Here is a 13,933-nt window from a genome sequence, read left to right as displayed (position 1 = left end):
AGTTCGTTTCAGACGCGCTCGGGCCCCGCGTCGGCCGACACCGCGCACGCATCCATCGCCCGTTGCAACGCCTCGTACACCTTCGGGCGATTGCATTGCGACACGTTGAAACGCAGAAAGCCCGCCGCCGCCTGCGACGCGCTGAACACGTTGCCCGGCGCGAGCACGACGCCCGCCGTCAACGCATGACGGGCGATGTCGGCGGCATCGAGCGCCTCGGGCAAGCGCGCCCACACGAACAGGCCCGCGCGCGGCCGTGTCCAGATATCGAGGCCCGCATAGCCGAGTCGCCTGATGGTCTCTCCCATCGCATCGGCCAGCTTCGCGCGCATCGCCTCGAGATGACGCCGATAGGTACCGTCGACCAGCATCCGATGCACGACGCTCGCCGAGAGTTGGCCGTTGCCGAACGACGTCGCGAGCTTCAGATCGATCAGCGGTTCGACCCATTCGGCCCGCGCGGCGATATAGCCGCAGCGCACCGCCGCCGACAGCGTCTTCGAAAAGCTGCCGATCGACACGACGCGAGAGAGCCCGTCGAACGCGGCGAGTCGCGGCGCAGGTTCGTCTTCGAAGTCCGCGAAGATGTCGTCCTCGACGATCAGCAGATCGTGCTCGCCGGCGAGCTTCAGCAGCCTGTGCGCGACGGCTGGCGCGAGCGTCGCGCCGGTCGGGTTGTGGATCGCCGAGTTCGTCACGTAGAGCCGCGGACGCTGCTCGACCAGAACGCGCTCGAACGCCGCGAGATCCGGTCCCTGCGGCGTGTACGGCACGCTCGCAATCCGCACGCGATGCGCGCGCAGCAGCGCCTGAAAATTGAAGTAGCACGGATCGTCGATCAACACCGTGTCGCCCGGTTCGAGCAGGAAGCGGCACACGAGATCGAGCGCATGGGTGCCGCCGTCGGTCAGCAGGATCTGCTCGGGCGGCGCATCGACGCCGTGCGCGGAGAGCCGCCACGCAAGCTGCTGACGCAGCGCCGGCAAGCCGGCCGGGCTCGCGTAGTCGGCGAGCAGTGACTGCGGATCACGGGCGACCGCACGCAGCGCGCGCCGCACGCCATCTTCCGGCAGCCACGAAGCCGGCATCCAGCCGCAGCCTGGCTTCAGCGCTTTCGAGCCGGTCTCCAGCGACTGCCGCGTGAGCCACAGCGGATCGACCTCGCGATCGAGCCGGGGGCCGAGATCGGCGAGCGCGAGCGGCGGCGCATGGCCCGACACGAAGAACCCTGAGCCGCGCCGCGCGACGATCACCCCTTCCGCGACGAGCCGGTCGTAGGCTTCCACCACGGTCGATTTCGACACGCCGAGCGTGTCGGTCATCGCGCGAATCGACGGCACGCGCGCGCCCGGCATCAGCGAGCGGCTCGCGATGCGCTCGCGCAGATTGTCCATCACGAGGCCGACGCGCGTGCCCGGCACCGTCTCGTTGTTGTCGGTTCCCGCCATCTGTACTGCTCCATGTTCGGTACAGTTTGTGCGAACTGTACTGATCTGTAGCTTAACGTTTACGGCGGCGGCGCGCATCATGTGACTCTTTGAGCGCAGGGATGTACGTAATGGACAAGACCACCAACGGCTGGCTCAGCGGTTTCGCAGGCGTGCTGATTTTCAGCGGCTCGCTGCCGGCCACGCGGCTTGCCGTGCAGGGACTCGATCCGGTGTTTCTGACCGTGGCGCGCGCGACGATCGCGGGCGTTCTCGGTCTTCTATTGTTGCTGGTGTTCCGTGAGACGCGGCCGCAGCGCCGCGATCTGCTGCCGCTCGTGGTGGTCGCGCTCGGCGTCGTGGTCGGCTTTCCGTTGCTGACCGCGCTGGCGCTGCGGCATGTGAGCGCTGCGCATGCGGTCGTGTTCATCGGTTTGCTGCCGCTCGCCACCGCGATCTTCGGCGTGCTGCGCGGCGGCGAGCGGCCGCAGCCGGCGTTCTGGCTGTTCTCGGCGCTCGGCAGCGCGGCGGTGGCCGCGTTCGCGTTGCGGCACGGCATCAGCGCGTCGCCGCTCGGCGACGCGCTGATGCTCGCGGCGATCATCGTGTGCGGGCTGGGCTACGCGGAAGGCGCGCGGCTGTCGCGTCACCTCGGCGGCTGGCAGGTGATTTCGTGGGCGCTCGTGTTGTCGCTGCCATTGATGCTGCCGCTCGCCTGGTGGACGCGCCCCGTGTCGTTCGATGGTGTCGGCGCCGCCGCGCTGTGGGGACTCGCGTATGTGTCGCTGTTCAGCATGCTGATCGGCTTCGTGTTCTGGTACCGCGGACTCGCGCTCGGCGGTATCGCGGCGGTTGGTCAACTGCAGTTGCTGCAGCCGTTTTTCGGGCTTCTGCTCGCCGGCGTGCTGCTGCACGAACAGGTCCCGCCGTCGATGATCATCGTCACCGTGATCGTGGTCGCCTGCGTGGCGGGCGCTCGGCATTTTTCGCGCGCGGCGCCGGCGCGGCGGGCGGCCTGACGCGGCTCGACCAGCGCACGGCGAGCAGTCTTTTTCACGATCGAATTGCGCGAGTCGTGGGTCGATATGTCATCATTTCGCAGATTGGCACAACCAGCGCCTTGCGCCGCGACTGACGATGACGACCGCTTTTGCCCAAACCGTCGAAGCCCGTTTTGCCGAACTCACGCCGACATCGAAACGCGTCGCCAGCTACATGCTCGCGAACCTCGACCGGCTCGGCCTCGAGACCGCCGACCAGATCGCGCAGCAAGCCGGCACCAGCGGCATTTCGGTCGGCCGCTTTCTGCGCAGCGTCGGCTATCGCAATCTCGACGATCTGAAACGCGAGCTGCGCGGCACGCAGCAGCGGCCCTGGCTGATTACGGACCGGCTCGACGCGTTCCGCCGTGGACCGAGCGACAGCACCCAAATCCGTGAGCCGCATGAACCGGGCGTCGCTGACGGCGCTTCGCCGCGCGACGCGGCGCTCGCCCAATCGCTCGAACTCGAGATCGGCGCGATCCAGCACGTATACGAACTCGCGCGCTCGCCGGCCTTCGCGCGCGTCGCCGAGCGCATCGCGAACGCCGATGCGATCTATATCCTCGGCATCCAGTCGACGCGCGGTATCAGCAATGCGTTTTACAGCTACCTCGAATACATCCGCCCGCGCGTGTTCTATTCGGATGGCATGTCGGGTTCCTACGTCGATTCGTTGAACTCGGAGTTCAGCACGCCGTATCTGATCGTCACCGACACGCGCGCCTATTCGACGATCGCGCGACGCTATTGCCAGGCGGCCTCGCAACGCGGTCTGCCGTTCGCGCTCGTCACCGATATCTACTGTCCGTGGGCGCGCGATTTCGACGGCGACCTGCTGCAGGTGAAGACCGACGTCGGTCAGTTCTGGGATTCGCTCGCGCCGCTGACGTGCCTGTTCAACCTGCTGATCTCGGCGGTCGTCGAACGGCGCGGACCGGCTATCGACGAACGCGTGGCGCGCAATCGCGAGTTGCAGAGCGAGTTCGACCAATTCGATCTTTGACCCGCTTCAAATCCGCGCCGGCCACAGGCATAGTGAAGGCTTCCACCAAACTGAGCCTGCCACGACCGGACCACGCATGAGTTCACCCCGCCCTCCGCTCGACGCCCCGCTGATCCGCGACGCCACCGAAGCCGACCTCCCCGCGATTCAGGCGATCTATGCGCATCACGTGCTGACCGGTGTCGCGTCGTTCGAAGAAACCCCGCCGTCCGTCGACGACCTGCGCACGCGGCTCGCAAGCGTGCGCAGCCACGGACTGCCGTATATGGTCGCGGAGATCGACGGCGAGGTCGCCGGCTATTGCTATGCGACGCCGTATCGCCCGCGCGCCGCCTATCGCAACACGATCGAAGACTCGATCTACGTGAACGACGCATATCGCGGACGCGGCATCGGACGCTTGCTGCTGCAGGCGCTGATCGATCGTTGCGAGACCGGACCGTGGCGTCAGATGATCGCGGTGATCGCCGATGGCGGCAGCGGCGGCTCGCTCTCATTGCATACGCAGCTCGGCTTCGAGCTGACCGGCACGTTGAAGGCGGTCGGCTACAAGCACGGCCGCTGGCTCGACACGACACTGATGCAACGCACGCTCGGCCGCGGCGCATCGACCGGGCCCGACGACGTTTCAAACGCGGCAGGCGGCACGCACGGGTAGTCCGCCGCGCGCACGGCGCGGCGTAGCAACCGCGACGCCGAAGGCTAAACCTAACGCGCGCGCGGCAAACGCGCGAACAAGGTCGGATAGTCGATCACGAGGCCATCGCTATCCACGCGCATATTGGCGGTGAACTCGCGAAAAATGCCTTCGTAGCGGTACTCGCCATTCAACTCGATGCACGTGTATGCCTGCTCGGCGCGCGTAACCTGCAAGTCCGGCGTCGAGATGTACGCGACTTCGATCGGTTGACGTTCGCCCTCGGCCAGTTGCAGCCGGCGGATCGGCAACGTATTGGTGTACGGCGTCGCGGCGATATCGATATCGATGCAGCCCTCGATCGCACTCAGCGCGAGGCCGTGCCCGTCGTGCCAATGGCCTTCGCCATCGCCATGCAATTCCAGCTCGCCGCCGCCGACGATCTTCAGGTGCGCATAGCGCGTGCGCCAACGCGCGTCGCAGCGCACCGTGTAATGCAGCCCGTACGCCTTGCCATAGCGCTGCCCGATCACGACGCTTTCCACGGCGAAGCCGTCGTCGCGCGCATCGAATACCAGATGTTCGATGCCGTCGCCCTCTTCCGAGGCCCATCGTAATTCACGCATCGGCGTCTCCTCACGAAACGGCGCAGTGGGCGCGCCGGCCTTTCATCGTAGCGCGAAAGTGCGCGCGCGAGTCAATCCCGACCCAGGCGCTTACGGCCGGCAAATAGCCAGTATCAACGCGCGGGATGCCTGAGTGTTGGCCGCTCGACTATGCTCGCGGTTTGTCGTGACTCCGAACCCGCCGCCGATGCACGCCGCCGCGACCGATGCCCCCTCTTCCTCGCCCAGCGCCCCGCTGCGCACGCTGCTGCGCAGCCTCGGCCAGATCGTGCTGCAATCGAACGCCGCGACCGGCGTGTGCATGCTCGGCGCGTGGCTTCTCAGCGAGCCGCGTCTCGTGTGCGCCGCGCTGCTCGGCGCGATCGCGGCCAACGTCAGCGCGATGCTCGCCGGTTCGGCTGACGCCGACCTGCGTGCTGGCCTGCCCGGCTTCAACGGTGCGCTCGCGGGCCTCGCCGCGTTCAGCTTCATCGGCGATCCGGCGCGCGCGTCGGCCGTCGCGATTCTTGCGGCGACGGCCACCGCATGGCTGCTGCGACCGTGGTCGCGCTGGTTGCGTGTGCGTGGGCTCGGTTATCTGTCGAGTCCGTGCCTGATCGTCACGTGGCTATGGTTGCCGCTGATCGCGAGCCGTTCCTTGTCGGCGGGTCCCGACGCCGCTCATCCGCTCGACGCGATGCGGTTCGTCAGCGGCGTGCTCGCGGGCGTTGCGCAGACCGGCTTCGCGTCGGGCGCGCCAGCGGGTGTGCTGGTGCTGCTCGGGATTGCCGCCGCCTCGCCCAAACACGCGCTCTATGCGCTGGGCGGCGCGACATTGGCGAGCGCGGCACACCTGTTGCTCGGCCCGAGCGTTGCTTCATTCGACGCCGGCCTGTGGGGGTTCAACGGGGCGCTGACCGCGCTCGCGCTAGCCGACTCGGGCTACGCGGCGACACTCGGCGGCATCGCGATGTCGGTGCTGTTGCAAGCGGCCGCGCTGCATTGCGGTTGGCTTACGATGACCGCGCCGTTCGTGCTCGCAACGTGGAGCATGCAGTCGCTCGGGCGCCGCAGCGCGTAACGGATGGGTCGTGCGCTGTCGCCACCCGCACGGCATTGTGCGGTAGCATCCCAAGCCGGTTCCCGCGTCGCGCGGCCTCGCATTCAGCAACCTTCTTGCGTCGGCGATCAATCGCATGGCGCCGGAGTCAGTGCTGAAACACTCACTCCAGCCGACAGGAGACAGATATGTCGTTCGCCCACTCACCCGCCGGCCGCATCGCCGAGACCGGTCCGCTGTCGGAAGCGGAACAGCAAACCCGCATCGATCTGGCCGCCGCTTATCGTCTCGCCGCGCTCAACGGTTGGGACGATCTGATCTACACACACATTTCCGCAAGCGTGCCCGGCGAACCGGGCCACTTCCTGATCAATCCGTTCGGCCTCGCGTTCGATGAGGTATGCGCGTCGAATCTCGTGAAAATCGACATCGCGGGCAATATCGTCGGCGCCAGCGAACATCCGGTGAACGCCACCGGCTTCGCGCTGCACGCCGCCGTGCATGCCGCGCGCGACGACGCGTTCTGTGTGATGCATCTGCATAACACCGCGGGCGTGGCCGTGTCCGCGCAGCCGGAAGGATTGCTGCCGGCGTCGCAGCACGCGCTGCGCTTTTACGGCCAGCTTGCATATCACGACTACGAAGGCCTCGCGTTCACGCCGGCCGAAGGCGAGCGCCTCGTCGCGCATCTCGCCGATCATCCCGCGATGCTGTTGCGCAATCACGGCACGCTGACGCTCGGACGCACGGTTGCCGAAGCTTATGTGCTGATGGCGACGCTGTTGAAAGCCTGTGAAATCCAGATCCAGGCGCAAAGCTGCGGCGCGCCGCTGGTGGTGCCGAGCGACGCGGTCGCCGCACGCACGGCGGAGCAGCTCTACGATGGCGGCGCGATCGAAGGCGCGCTCGAATGGCCCGCGCTGCTGCGCAAGCTCGATCGACTCGATCGCGGCTATCGCGCCTGAACGCCCGAGCCGGTCCGCTTCATTCCAGTCCCAACTCTCAACCCCACGGAGCAACGTCATGCCCACGTTTCATATCGAACTCTTCGAAGGCCGTACGCTGGAACAGAAACGCCAGTTCGTCGAAGCGATCACGAAAGCCACCTGCGAATCGCTCGGCGTCGAGCCGAACTCGGTCGACATCATCCTGACCGACGTGAAGCGCGAAAACTGGGCGACGGGTGGGCGTTTGTGGTCGGAGGCCTGATCGACCCGGAAAAGCGCTGGCGAGACCAGCGCTTCGATGCATAAAACGAGGCATCGAAAAAAAAAGCTGCGCACGTGAGGTGCGCAGCTTTCGAGGCTTACAACGCGAAAAAAATCGCGTCGATGTGGCGGCAAAACAACGTGCCGCCACGTATTCAGTAACTGTTTAGAACTTGTGGATGATACCAACGCCGACAGCGACCTGGCTGCGCGACGATGCCGGCGCGCTGTTCTGACCGTCACCAATGCTTGCTTGTGCGTTGATGATCGTCTTGCCGTCGCCTGCCAGCGTCTTGCCGTTAGCACGCTGATAGGCTTCCAGCGCGTACAGACCGGTGCGCTTGGACAGGGTGTAGTACTGCGACAGGTTGAACTGGTTGTAGCTAGCCGTGTCCGAAATGCCGTTCGACGACGTTGCACGGGTGTAGCTATAGCCAGCGGCCAGGTCCAGCACCGAGATCGGCTTCCAGTGCAGCACTGCGCCACCCGTGTTCCAGATTTGGGTGCCGTGGAACAACGAGCCCGAACCCGCAGCGTATTGAACGTTCGAGTATGCGAACGAAACGTCCAACGCCGAGGTGAACGCGTAGCCGCCCGTCACTGCGACGCGCTGCTGCTTCGCTGCAGTCTGGAAGCCGTTGTTGATTGCCGAGACCGCCGGCTGTGCGCCGTTGTTCGACATCGCCGAATTCCAGTTCGTGCTGGCTGCGGCCGTGGCGGTGGCGGGGGTGAAGATGCCCGCATTGTCGATACGCTGGATACCTGCTGCGATGCCGACCGGGCCGTTCAGGTACTGTGCTGCCACGCTCCAAACCTGGCCAGCGGCGAAGCTGCCTGCATTGCCGCCCAGCGAGTACGAACCGCTGACCGTCAGGCCGCCAAAGCTCGGCGACGTATAGACCAGCGAGTTGTTCGAGCGGTACAGCGTATCCAGCGAGTCGATATCACCCGGGTGCGCGCCGTAAAAACCGGTCAGCCACGTGGTCGGGCTATACGGCGACAGCAGCGTGTAGTACGAGGTGTACTGGCGGCCGGCCGTCAGCGTACCGAACTGGCCGTTCGTCATACCCACCCATGCCTGGCGGTTGAATGCCAGACCCGACACGCCTTGCGCGCCGGTTGCGCTGTTAAAGCCTTGTTCCAACTGGAAAATTGCCTTCGTGCCGCCGCCCAGATCTTCCGAGCCCTTCAGGCCGAAACGGCTACCAGCCCAGACGCCGTTGATCATTTGGACTTTCGAAGCACCACCGGGCGAGGGCTTCGACGATCCCAGTGCGCTCAACGACGTCGAGCTGTTCTGCCAGCCCAACCCAGCATCGACAATACCGTAGAGCGTCACGCTGCTTTGAGCATGTGCACCAAGCGCGACCAACGCCACTGCCGAAGCCACGAGAGTCTTTTTCATTTCTACTCCTCTGTTAAAAACTTTTTGAAGCAGCGCTATGCAAGCGCCGCAGAGTGTGGGTAAGACGTTTTATTTGAATCAGAACACCGGATGACCGTTGATGACGCTCGGCAACCACGTCGAGAACCACGGTACGTAAGTGACAATATTGATGGCCGAGAAGATAGCGAGGTAATACGGCCACGCCACCTTAGTAGTTTCCCCTATCGACACATTGCCAATTGCGCAACCAATGAACTGCACCGAGCCAATCGGCGGATGCACGAGACCCAATGCGCAGTTCAGCAGGATCATGATGCCGAACTGAACCGGGCCCACGCCGTTGTGCATCGCCATCGGCAGGAACAGCGGGGTCGTGATCAGGATGTGCGCCGCCATGTCGACGAACGTACCGAGGAACACCTGAATCACGTTGATGTACAACAACATCAGCCACGGCAGCGAGGTCGCGCCGTCGAGCATGCGTTCGATCGCGTCCGGGATCTCCAGATAGGCCATCTGGAAGCGCAGCATGTTCGACACGCCGATCAGCAGCAGCACCACGCCGGTCGTTTTCGCGGCCTTGCCGAGCGCATGGCCGAGCTTCTTCAGCGTCAGCGTGCGATACACGACGATGGTCAATATCAGCGAATAACCCACGGCGATCGCGGCCGCCTCTGTCGCAGTGGCGATACCGCGCGCCACGCAGAACAGAATGATCGCGATGACCATCAGACCCGGCACCGCGCCGATGAACGTACGCAGCACCGCCATCCAGCCCGGGAAACGCTGCAATTGGGTCGAACCGTCGGGACGGCGCGGATAGCCGAACTTGACGGCCTGCCAGTAAGCGGCGATCAGCACGAGGCCCATCACCCAAAGCACCGGCAACAGACCCGAGAACAGCAGATCGCCGATCGACACGCCGCTCATCTGCTTGCCGTTCAGCACGCCGCTCACGCCTTGCGCCGCGAACGCGTAGATGATCATGTTGGTCGACGTCGGCATCAGTGCGCCGGCGAGCGACGAGTGCGTGGTCACGTTGACCGCGTAGGCGGCGCTATAGCCTTCGCGCTTCATCAGCGGGATCACCACGCCGCCCATTGCCGACGTATCCGCGGTCGGCGAACCCGACACGCCGCCGAACAGCGTACAGGCGACCACGTTGGCCATGCCGAGGCCGCCGCGGAAATGGCCGACCGTGGCCTGCGCGAAGCGCAGGATGCGGTCGGCGATGCCGCCGTGGAGCATCAGCTCGCCGGAGAAGATGAAGAACGGCACCGCGAGGAACGAGAAACCGTTCATGCCGGAGATCATCGACTGCATCGCGGTTGCGGTCGGCAGACCTTCGAACAGATACGTCAGGACGCAGGACAGGCCCAGCGCGAATGAAACCGGAACCCCTAGAAAGAGGAAAACCAGAAAACTGACGGTAAGGAGGGCAAGTTCCATGATGGCTCTACTTTTATTCCGTGGCGGAGAGTTCGAGCGCTGGCTCTTCCCGTTTCCCGGCAAAGAGCTCGAGCAGATGCTCGATCGAGAACAACGCGATGCACACGCTCGCGAAGATCGGGATGCAGTAGCGCACGCCTTCCGGCACGCCAATGATCGGAATGCGGTCGCCCATCGTGGTTTCGGCCATCTCGAAGCAACCGACGAAAACGGCCACCGCGAAAGCAATCAGGCAGAGGTGCTGAATCCCTTTCGCGATCACCTGGCCCTTCTCGGGCAATTTCTTGACGAGCGAGTCGAGTCCGATGTGACCGCCCTCGCGAACCTTCAGTGCGGCGCCGAACATCGCGATCAGGATCACTAGCAACAATGCGATGGGCTCAACGTAATCGGGTGCGTCGCTAAACACGTAGCGCATCACCACGCTATAAATCACGAGCAGGCAAAGTGCGGCGAGGCTAACCGACGCCACGACCAGCAGCACGCGAAAAAGAAAATCATTTGGGCGTTTCAGGAAACTCATGACCCTGTCCTTGCTTACGTCCGACCTGTGCTTGAAATTCAGCCGTCCCGACGCGATCCGCGCACGCGAAACAGCGCGGCGGAATGTCTCGCGAGTTTCCTCGCGGACCATTCACGCCGCTGCTGCGACAAACGTTGCTATTGCTGATTGCGCCCGGGACGCGAGACTTACTTGATTGCCTGGATCTCGTCGACGATCTGCTTCATCTGCGGGGTCTTTTCGTACTTCGTCCACACAGGCTGCATCACCTTCACGAAAGCCGCACGGTCGATCTGCGAAGCCGCGACCACCGTTGCGCCGCCCTTCGTGACGGTCTTCTGCGCGTCGGCTTCACGCGCGGTCCACAGCTTCTGGTAGTACGGCACCGAGTCAGCCGCGGCCTTCTTGATGATCTGCTGCTCTTGCGGCGACAGCGTGTCCCACACCTTCTTCGAGAACACCAGCACTTCGGGGGTCATCGAATGCTGGGTTTCCGAGTAGACCTGAGCGACTTCGAAGTGCTTGGTTTCTTCGTACGACGGGATGTTGTTTTCGGCGCCGTCGACGAGGCCGGTCTTCAGGCCCGTATAGACTTCCGAGAACGGCATCGGCGTCGGCGTGCCGCCCATTGCCTTGATTTCGTCGACCATCAGGTCGGACGGCTGCACGCGAACCTTCAGGCCCTTCATGTCTGCCGGCGACTTGATCGCCTTCTTCGCGTACATCGAGCGTGCGCCGCTCTCGTAGAACGTCAGCGCGATCATGCCCTTCGCGGTGAACGCGTCGAGGATCTTCTGGCCTTCCGGACCGTACATGACCTTGCGGAAATGATCGACGTCGCGGAACAGGAACGGCAGCGACGGGATCATCGATTCCGGCACGATTTCGTTGAACGCAGCACCGTTCGCGCGCGTCATGTCGAGCGCACCGATACGAACCTGGTCGATCGTGTCGTTTTCCGAGCCGAGCGCGCTGTTGCCGAACACCTTCACGGAGTCCTTGCCGTCGGTCGCCTTGCTGATCTGCTCGCCCATGTACTTCACGGCCATGTTGGTCGGGAAGGTGTCGCCGTGCACATCGGCAACGCGGAACACGCGTGCTTCAGCCGACATCGTGCTGAACGCCAACGCCGCGGCTGCGACGATCATCGAAACACGGGAAGAGGCAAACTTCTTGTTCATCGTGACATTCCTTGAAAAAAGACCATCCCAGCGACAGCGGATGTGACATGGTTTTGACGCGTCTCCGGCTTCGCGCCCGCCGCCTTCGCAGGTGCGGGCGCTGGCCGTACTGGCTGTGCAACTTCCCCGGCACAGTTGACCCAGCACTCCAGTCGATAGCTCGACTACTTACTTCAATCATGCCGGCCGGCTTCCGACATGCATGCGGCATCGACCACAGCCGCACAACCGACCTGAAAACCTACCGAATTGCACTTGTCACACAAACACAGAAAGCCGTTTGTTGGGACTTATATGTTGTACGACGACATATGAAGTCTATAAAAGGGGTTTTAACTTGTACAGAGGGTATTTACCCGCATCAGGAAAAGCGCCGACACCTATGACCGGCATCGCACGCCGCCAAGCCCCGCGCCGTCTGGCGCTGAATGAGAGCGAATTGGCATGGGTCTCCGGAATTGTTGTATTTTTGCCGAACAAAGATGCGGGAACATGGTCCTGCGCCAAATGTTGTATGACGAGTGACGAATAAAGGGCCACACGAACGACCCCGAAAATGAAAACGCCGGGAGAAAAACTTCGTCCCGGCGCATGTCTCATGTAAGCAAGATTACAGTTGGCCCGCGAATTCGGGCTCAGGCAGCCCGCTCACGCCAGGCCGCAGCGCGAACACATGGCCGTCGTGCTCGCTCGCGCCGTTGGCCGGGCGGATCGACGTGACGAACAGCGTATCCAGATCGCGGCCGCCGAACGCGCACATCGCGGGCTTGATGGCCGGCACCGGAATCTGCCGGTCGAGCTTGCCCTGCGGCGTGAAACGCAGCAGCAGACCGGCGTCGTTCGCGCAAATCCAGTAGCAGCCGTCCGCATCGACCGCCGCGCCGTCCGGACGGCCCGAATAGTGATGCAGATCGGCGAACACGCGGCGGTTGCGCGGCTCGCCGGTGTCGACGTCGTAGTCGAACGCCCAGATCAGCCGGCGCAGCGGATGCGAGTCCGACAGATACATCGTCGTACCGTCCGGCGACCAGCCGAGGCCGTTCTGCGTGATCAGCGAATCGACGACCGGGGCCGACAGCACGCCCTTCTCATCGAAGCAGTACAGCGCGCCGCCCGGGATCGCCGCCGCCATGTCCATCACCATGGTGCCGGCCCAGAAGCGCCCTTGCCTATCGCAACGGCCGTCGTTGAAACGCATGCCGCCATGCGGGAATTCAGGCGCCGCGAGCTTGCGCAGCGACGCTGTCAGCGGCTCGCCGCCCGGCGCATTCGACGCGTCGGCGAGCGCGACCGCGAACAAGCCGGTCTCGCAGCCGGCGAGCACGGCGCCAGCGTGATCGAACGCGATACAGGCAACCTGCTCCGGCAGTTGCCATTCGGTGCGCTTGCCAGTTTCGAGCGAGCCGCGCACGATTTTCCTCGCCGGAATATCGACCCAGTACAATGCCTGCTCGGCCGCGCGCCAGACCGGGCTTTCACCGGTGGCCGCGGGCAACGGACCGGCCGCTTCGAAGCGTTCCACTTGCGGATTCGCGCTCATTATTTAGGCTCCCGCTTCGGCTCCATCGGACCGGCGAGCACGAACGGGCCGCCCTGGTACAGCTGGGTCGGGTCGTCGAAGCGCGTGTCGGGGGCGCTCGGCGGAAACAGGTGTTCGAACTGCGCCGAGCTGTCTTGCGGACGGTAGCCGAGGAACGCGGCGTTCGTGTTGTCGACCCACGCGGTGCGGTTGTTCGACACGCCGTAGACGATCGCGTGGCCGACGCGGTTCGTGAACAGCGAGCAGCGCACGAGCTCGATGAAGTCGCGGTAGCTCAGATACGTGACGAGCATGCGCGCGGTCTTCGGCTGCTCGAACGACGAGCCGATCCGCAGACACACGGTTTCGAGGCCGAAGCGGTCGAAGTAGTAGCGCGACAGCGATTCGCCGAAGCACTTCGACACGCCATACATGCCGTCCGGACGCAGCGGCGCGTCGGTGCCGAGCACCGACGTCACCGGATGGAAACCCACCGCGTGATTCGAGCTCGCGTAGACGATGCGCTTCACGCCGTGCTTTTGCGCCGACGAGTACACGTTGTACAGGCCGCGGATATTCGCTTCGAGGATGTCTTCGAACGGCGCTTCGACGGAAATGCCGCCGAGATGCACCACCGCGTCCACGCCTTCGAGCAGCGCGTGCACGGCCGCTGCATCGGCGAGATCGACGACGGCGGCTTCCTCGTGCGCGGCGACTTCGCCGAGCGGCGCGATATCGGATACGCGCACGATGTCGGCCCACTGCGCGAGAGCGGGACGCAGTTGCTTGCCGAGGTTGCCCGCGGCGCCAGTGAGCAGCAGACGGTGGAAGGGTTTCTTTGCCGCGGAGCGGTCAACGTTCAAATCGGTCATGTCTCTTTGCTGTTGTGATTGCGATCGGGTCTTCTGAACG

Annotated in this window: 14 protein-coding genes; 6 read left to right on the top strand and 8 right to left on the bottom strand. The window is 64.0% G+C overall.

Annotation, left to right across the window (positions count from 1 at the left end; translation table 11 throughout):
* Nucleotides 1-8 precede the first annotated feature (8 nt).
* Complete coding sequence (locus G5S42_RS04535) at nt 9-1,448, bottom strand: aminotransferase-like domain-containing protein (RefSeq protein WP_176105721.1); 1,440 nt, start codon at nt 1,446-1,448, stop codon at nt 9-11.
* A 110-nt stretch (nt 1,449-1,558) separates the two neighbouring features.
* Between G5S42_RS04535 and G5S42_RS04530 the strand changes: the two genes are divergently transcribed.
* From G5S42_RS04530 to G5S42_RS04520, 3 genes are all read left to right on the top strand, one after another.
* Complete coding sequence (locus G5S42_RS04530; protein WP_176105720.1) at nt 1,559-2,446, top strand: DMT family transporter; 888 nt, start codon at nt 1,559-1,561, stop codon at nt 2,444-2,446.
* Nucleotides 2,447-2,564: 118 nt separating this feature from the next.
* The gene (sapR, locus tag G5S42_RS04525; protein ID WP_176105719.1) at nt 2,565-3,473 is read left to right on the top strand and encodes a sap1 transcriptional regulator SapR; all 909 of its coding nucleotides are present in this window, start codon (nt 2,565-2,567) and stop codon (nt 3,471-3,473) included.
* Nucleotides 3,474-3,549: 76 nt separating this feature from the next.
* Nucleotides 3,550-4,131, top strand: coding sequence for a GNAT family N-acetyltransferase (locus G5S42_RS04520; protein WP_176105718.1), 582 nt, complete (start codon nt 3,550-3,552; stop codon nt 4,129-4,131).
* 50 nt (nt 4,132-4,181) lie between these two features.
* On the opposite strand, the gene G5S42_RS04515 is transcribed toward G5S42_RS04520, so the two are convergent.
* Nucleotides 4,182-4,736, bottom strand: coding sequence for a putative glycolipid-binding domain-containing protein (locus G5S42_RS04515; RefSeq protein WP_176105717.1), 555 nt, complete (start codon nt 4,734-4,736; stop codon nt 4,182-4,184).
* A gap of 187 nt (nt 4,737-4,923) precedes the next feature.
* On the opposite strand from G5S42_RS04515, the gene G5S42_RS04510 reads away from it, so the two are divergent.
* From G5S42_RS04510 to G5S42_RS45100, 3 genes are all read left to right on the top strand, one after another.
* Entirely contained in the window at nt 4,924-5,796 is an 873-nt protein-coding gene (locus tag G5S42_RS04510; protein WP_176110342.1) for an urea transporter, read from the top strand.
* A 167-nt stretch (nt 5,797-5,963) separates the two neighbouring features.
* The gene (locus G5S42_RS04505) at nt 5,964-6,740 is read left to right on the top strand and encodes a class II aldolase/adducin family protein (RefSeq protein WP_176105716.1); all 777 of its coding nucleotides are present in this window, start codon (nt 5,964-5,966) and stop codon (nt 6,738-6,740) included.
* Nucleotides 6,658-6,984 (top strand): 4-oxalocrotonate tautomerase, encoded by a 327-nt coding sequence (locus tag G5S42_RS45100; RefSeq protein ID WP_176105715.1) that lies wholly within the window; start codon nt 6,658-6,660, stop codon nt 6,982-6,984. Before G5S42_RS04505 ends, G5S42_RS45100 begins: the two co-directional genes overlap by 83 nt.
* 165 nt (nt 6,985-7,149) lie before the next feature.
* Here G5S42_RS45100 and G5S42_RS04495 read toward each other — a convergent pair whose 3' ends face one another.
* The 6 genes from G5S42_RS04495 to G5S42_RS04470 all read right to left on the bottom strand — a co-directional run bounded on the left by G5S42_RS04495 (nt 7,150) and on the right by G5S42_RS04470 (nt 13,893).
* Nucleotides 7,150-8,388: a porin gene (locus G5S42_RS04495; RefSeq protein ID WP_176105714.1), complete on the bottom strand. Its 1,239-nt coding sequence runs from the start codon at nt 8,386-8,388 to the stop codon at nt 7,150-7,152.
* 78 nt (nt 8,389-8,466) lie between these two features.
* Nucleotides 8,467-9,819: a TRAP transporter large permease gene (locus tag G5S42_RS04490; RefSeq protein ID WP_176105713.1), complete on the bottom strand. Its 1,353-nt coding sequence runs from the start codon at nt 9,817-9,819 to the stop codon at nt 8,467-8,469.
* Nucleotides 9,820-9,832: 13 nt separating this feature from the next.
* Entirely contained in the window at nt 9,833-10,342 is a 510-nt protein-coding gene (locus G5S42_RS04485) for a TRAP transporter small permease (RefSeq protein WP_176105712.1), read from the bottom strand.
* 167 nt (nt 10,343-10,509) lie between these two features.
* Nucleotides 10,510-11,502 carry a TRAP transporter substrate-binding protein gene (locus G5S42_RS04480; protein ID WP_176105711.1) on the bottom strand — a complete coding sequence of 331 codons (993 nt, stop codon included), beginning with the start codon at nt 11,500-11,502 and terminating at the stop codon, nt 10,510-10,512.
* 610 nt (nt 11,503-12,112) lie between these two features.
* Nucleotides 12,113-13,042, bottom strand: a complete 930-nt coding sequence (locus tag G5S42_RS04475) for an SMP-30/gluconolactonase/LRE family protein (protein WP_176105710.1) — start codon at nt 13,040-13,042, stop codon at nt 12,113-12,115.
* Complete coding sequence (locus G5S42_RS04470; protein WP_176105709.1) at nt 13,042-13,893, bottom strand: NAD-dependent epimerase/dehydratase family protein; 852 nt, start codon at nt 13,891-13,893, stop codon at nt 13,042-13,044. Before G5S42_RS04470 ends, G5S42_RS04475 begins: the two co-directional genes overlap by 1 nt.
* Nucleotides 13,894-13,933 lie beyond the last annotated feature (40 nt).

Source organism: Paraburkholderia youngii, assembly GCF_013366925.1.
GTDB classification, from domain to species: domain Bacteria; phylum Pseudomonadota; class Gammaproteobacteria; order Burkholderiales; family Burkholderiaceae; genus Paraburkholderia; species Paraburkholderia youngii.
This window is presented reverse-complemented; position numbering and strand designations above follow the sequence as displayed.

Bases quoted from the DNA above. Each gene is read 5' to 3' on its own strand.
- G5S42_RS04535 (WP_176105721.1), bottom strand. From the start codon at position 1,448: ATGGCGGGAACCGACAACAACGAGACGGTGCCGGGCACGCGCGTCGGC.
- G5S42_RS04530 (WP_176105720.1), top strand. From the start codon at position 1,559: ATGGACAAGACCACCAACGGCTGGCTCAGCGGTTTCGCAGGCGTGCTG.
- sapR (WP_176105719.1), top strand. From the start codon at position 2,565: ATGACGACCGCTTTTGCCCAAACCGTCGAAGCCCGTTTTGCCGAACTC.
- G5S42_RS04520 (WP_176105718.1), top strand. From the start codon at position 3,550: ATGAGTTCACCCCGCCCTCCGCTCGACGCCCCGCTGATCCGCGACGCC.
- G5S42_RS04515 (WP_176105717.1), bottom strand. From the start codon at position 4,736: ATGCGTGAATTACGATGGGCCTCGGAAGAGGGCGACGGCATCGAACAT.
- G5S42_RS04510 (WP_176110342.1), top strand. From the start codon at position 4,924: ATGCACGCCGCCGCGACCGATGCCCCCTCTTCCTCGCCCAGCGCCCCG.
- G5S42_RS04505 (WP_176105716.1), top strand. From the start codon at position 5,964: ATGTCGTTCGCCCACTCACCCGCCGGCCGCATCGCCGAGACCGGTCCG.
- G5S42_RS45100 (WP_176105715.1), top strand. From the start codon at position 6,658: ATGGCGGCGCGATCGAAGGCGCGCTCGAATGGCCCGCGCTGCTGCGCA.
- G5S42_RS04495 (WP_176105714.1), bottom strand. From the start codon at position 8,388: ATGAAAAAGACTCTCGTGGCTTCGGCAGTGGCGTTGGTCGCGCTTGGT.
- G5S42_RS04490 (WP_176105713.1), bottom strand. From the start codon at position 9,819: ATGGAACTTGCCCTCCTTACCGTCAGTTTTCTGGTTTTCCTCTTTCTA.
- G5S42_RS04485 (WP_176105712.1), bottom strand. From the start codon at position 10,342: ATGAGTTTCCTGAAACGCCCAAATGATTTTCTTTTTCGCGTGCTGCTG.
- G5S42_RS04480 (WP_176105711.1), bottom strand. From the start codon at position 11,502: ATGAACAAGAAGTTTGCCTCTTCCCGTGTTTCGATGATCGTCGCAGCC.
- G5S42_RS04475 (WP_176105710.1), bottom strand. From the start codon at position 13,042: ATGAGCGCGAATCCGCAAGTGGAACGCTTCGAAGCGGCCGGTCCGTTG.
- G5S42_RS04470 (WP_176105709.1), bottom strand. From the start codon at position 13,893: ATGACCGATTTGAACGTTGACCGCTCCGCGGCAAAGAAACCCTTCCAC.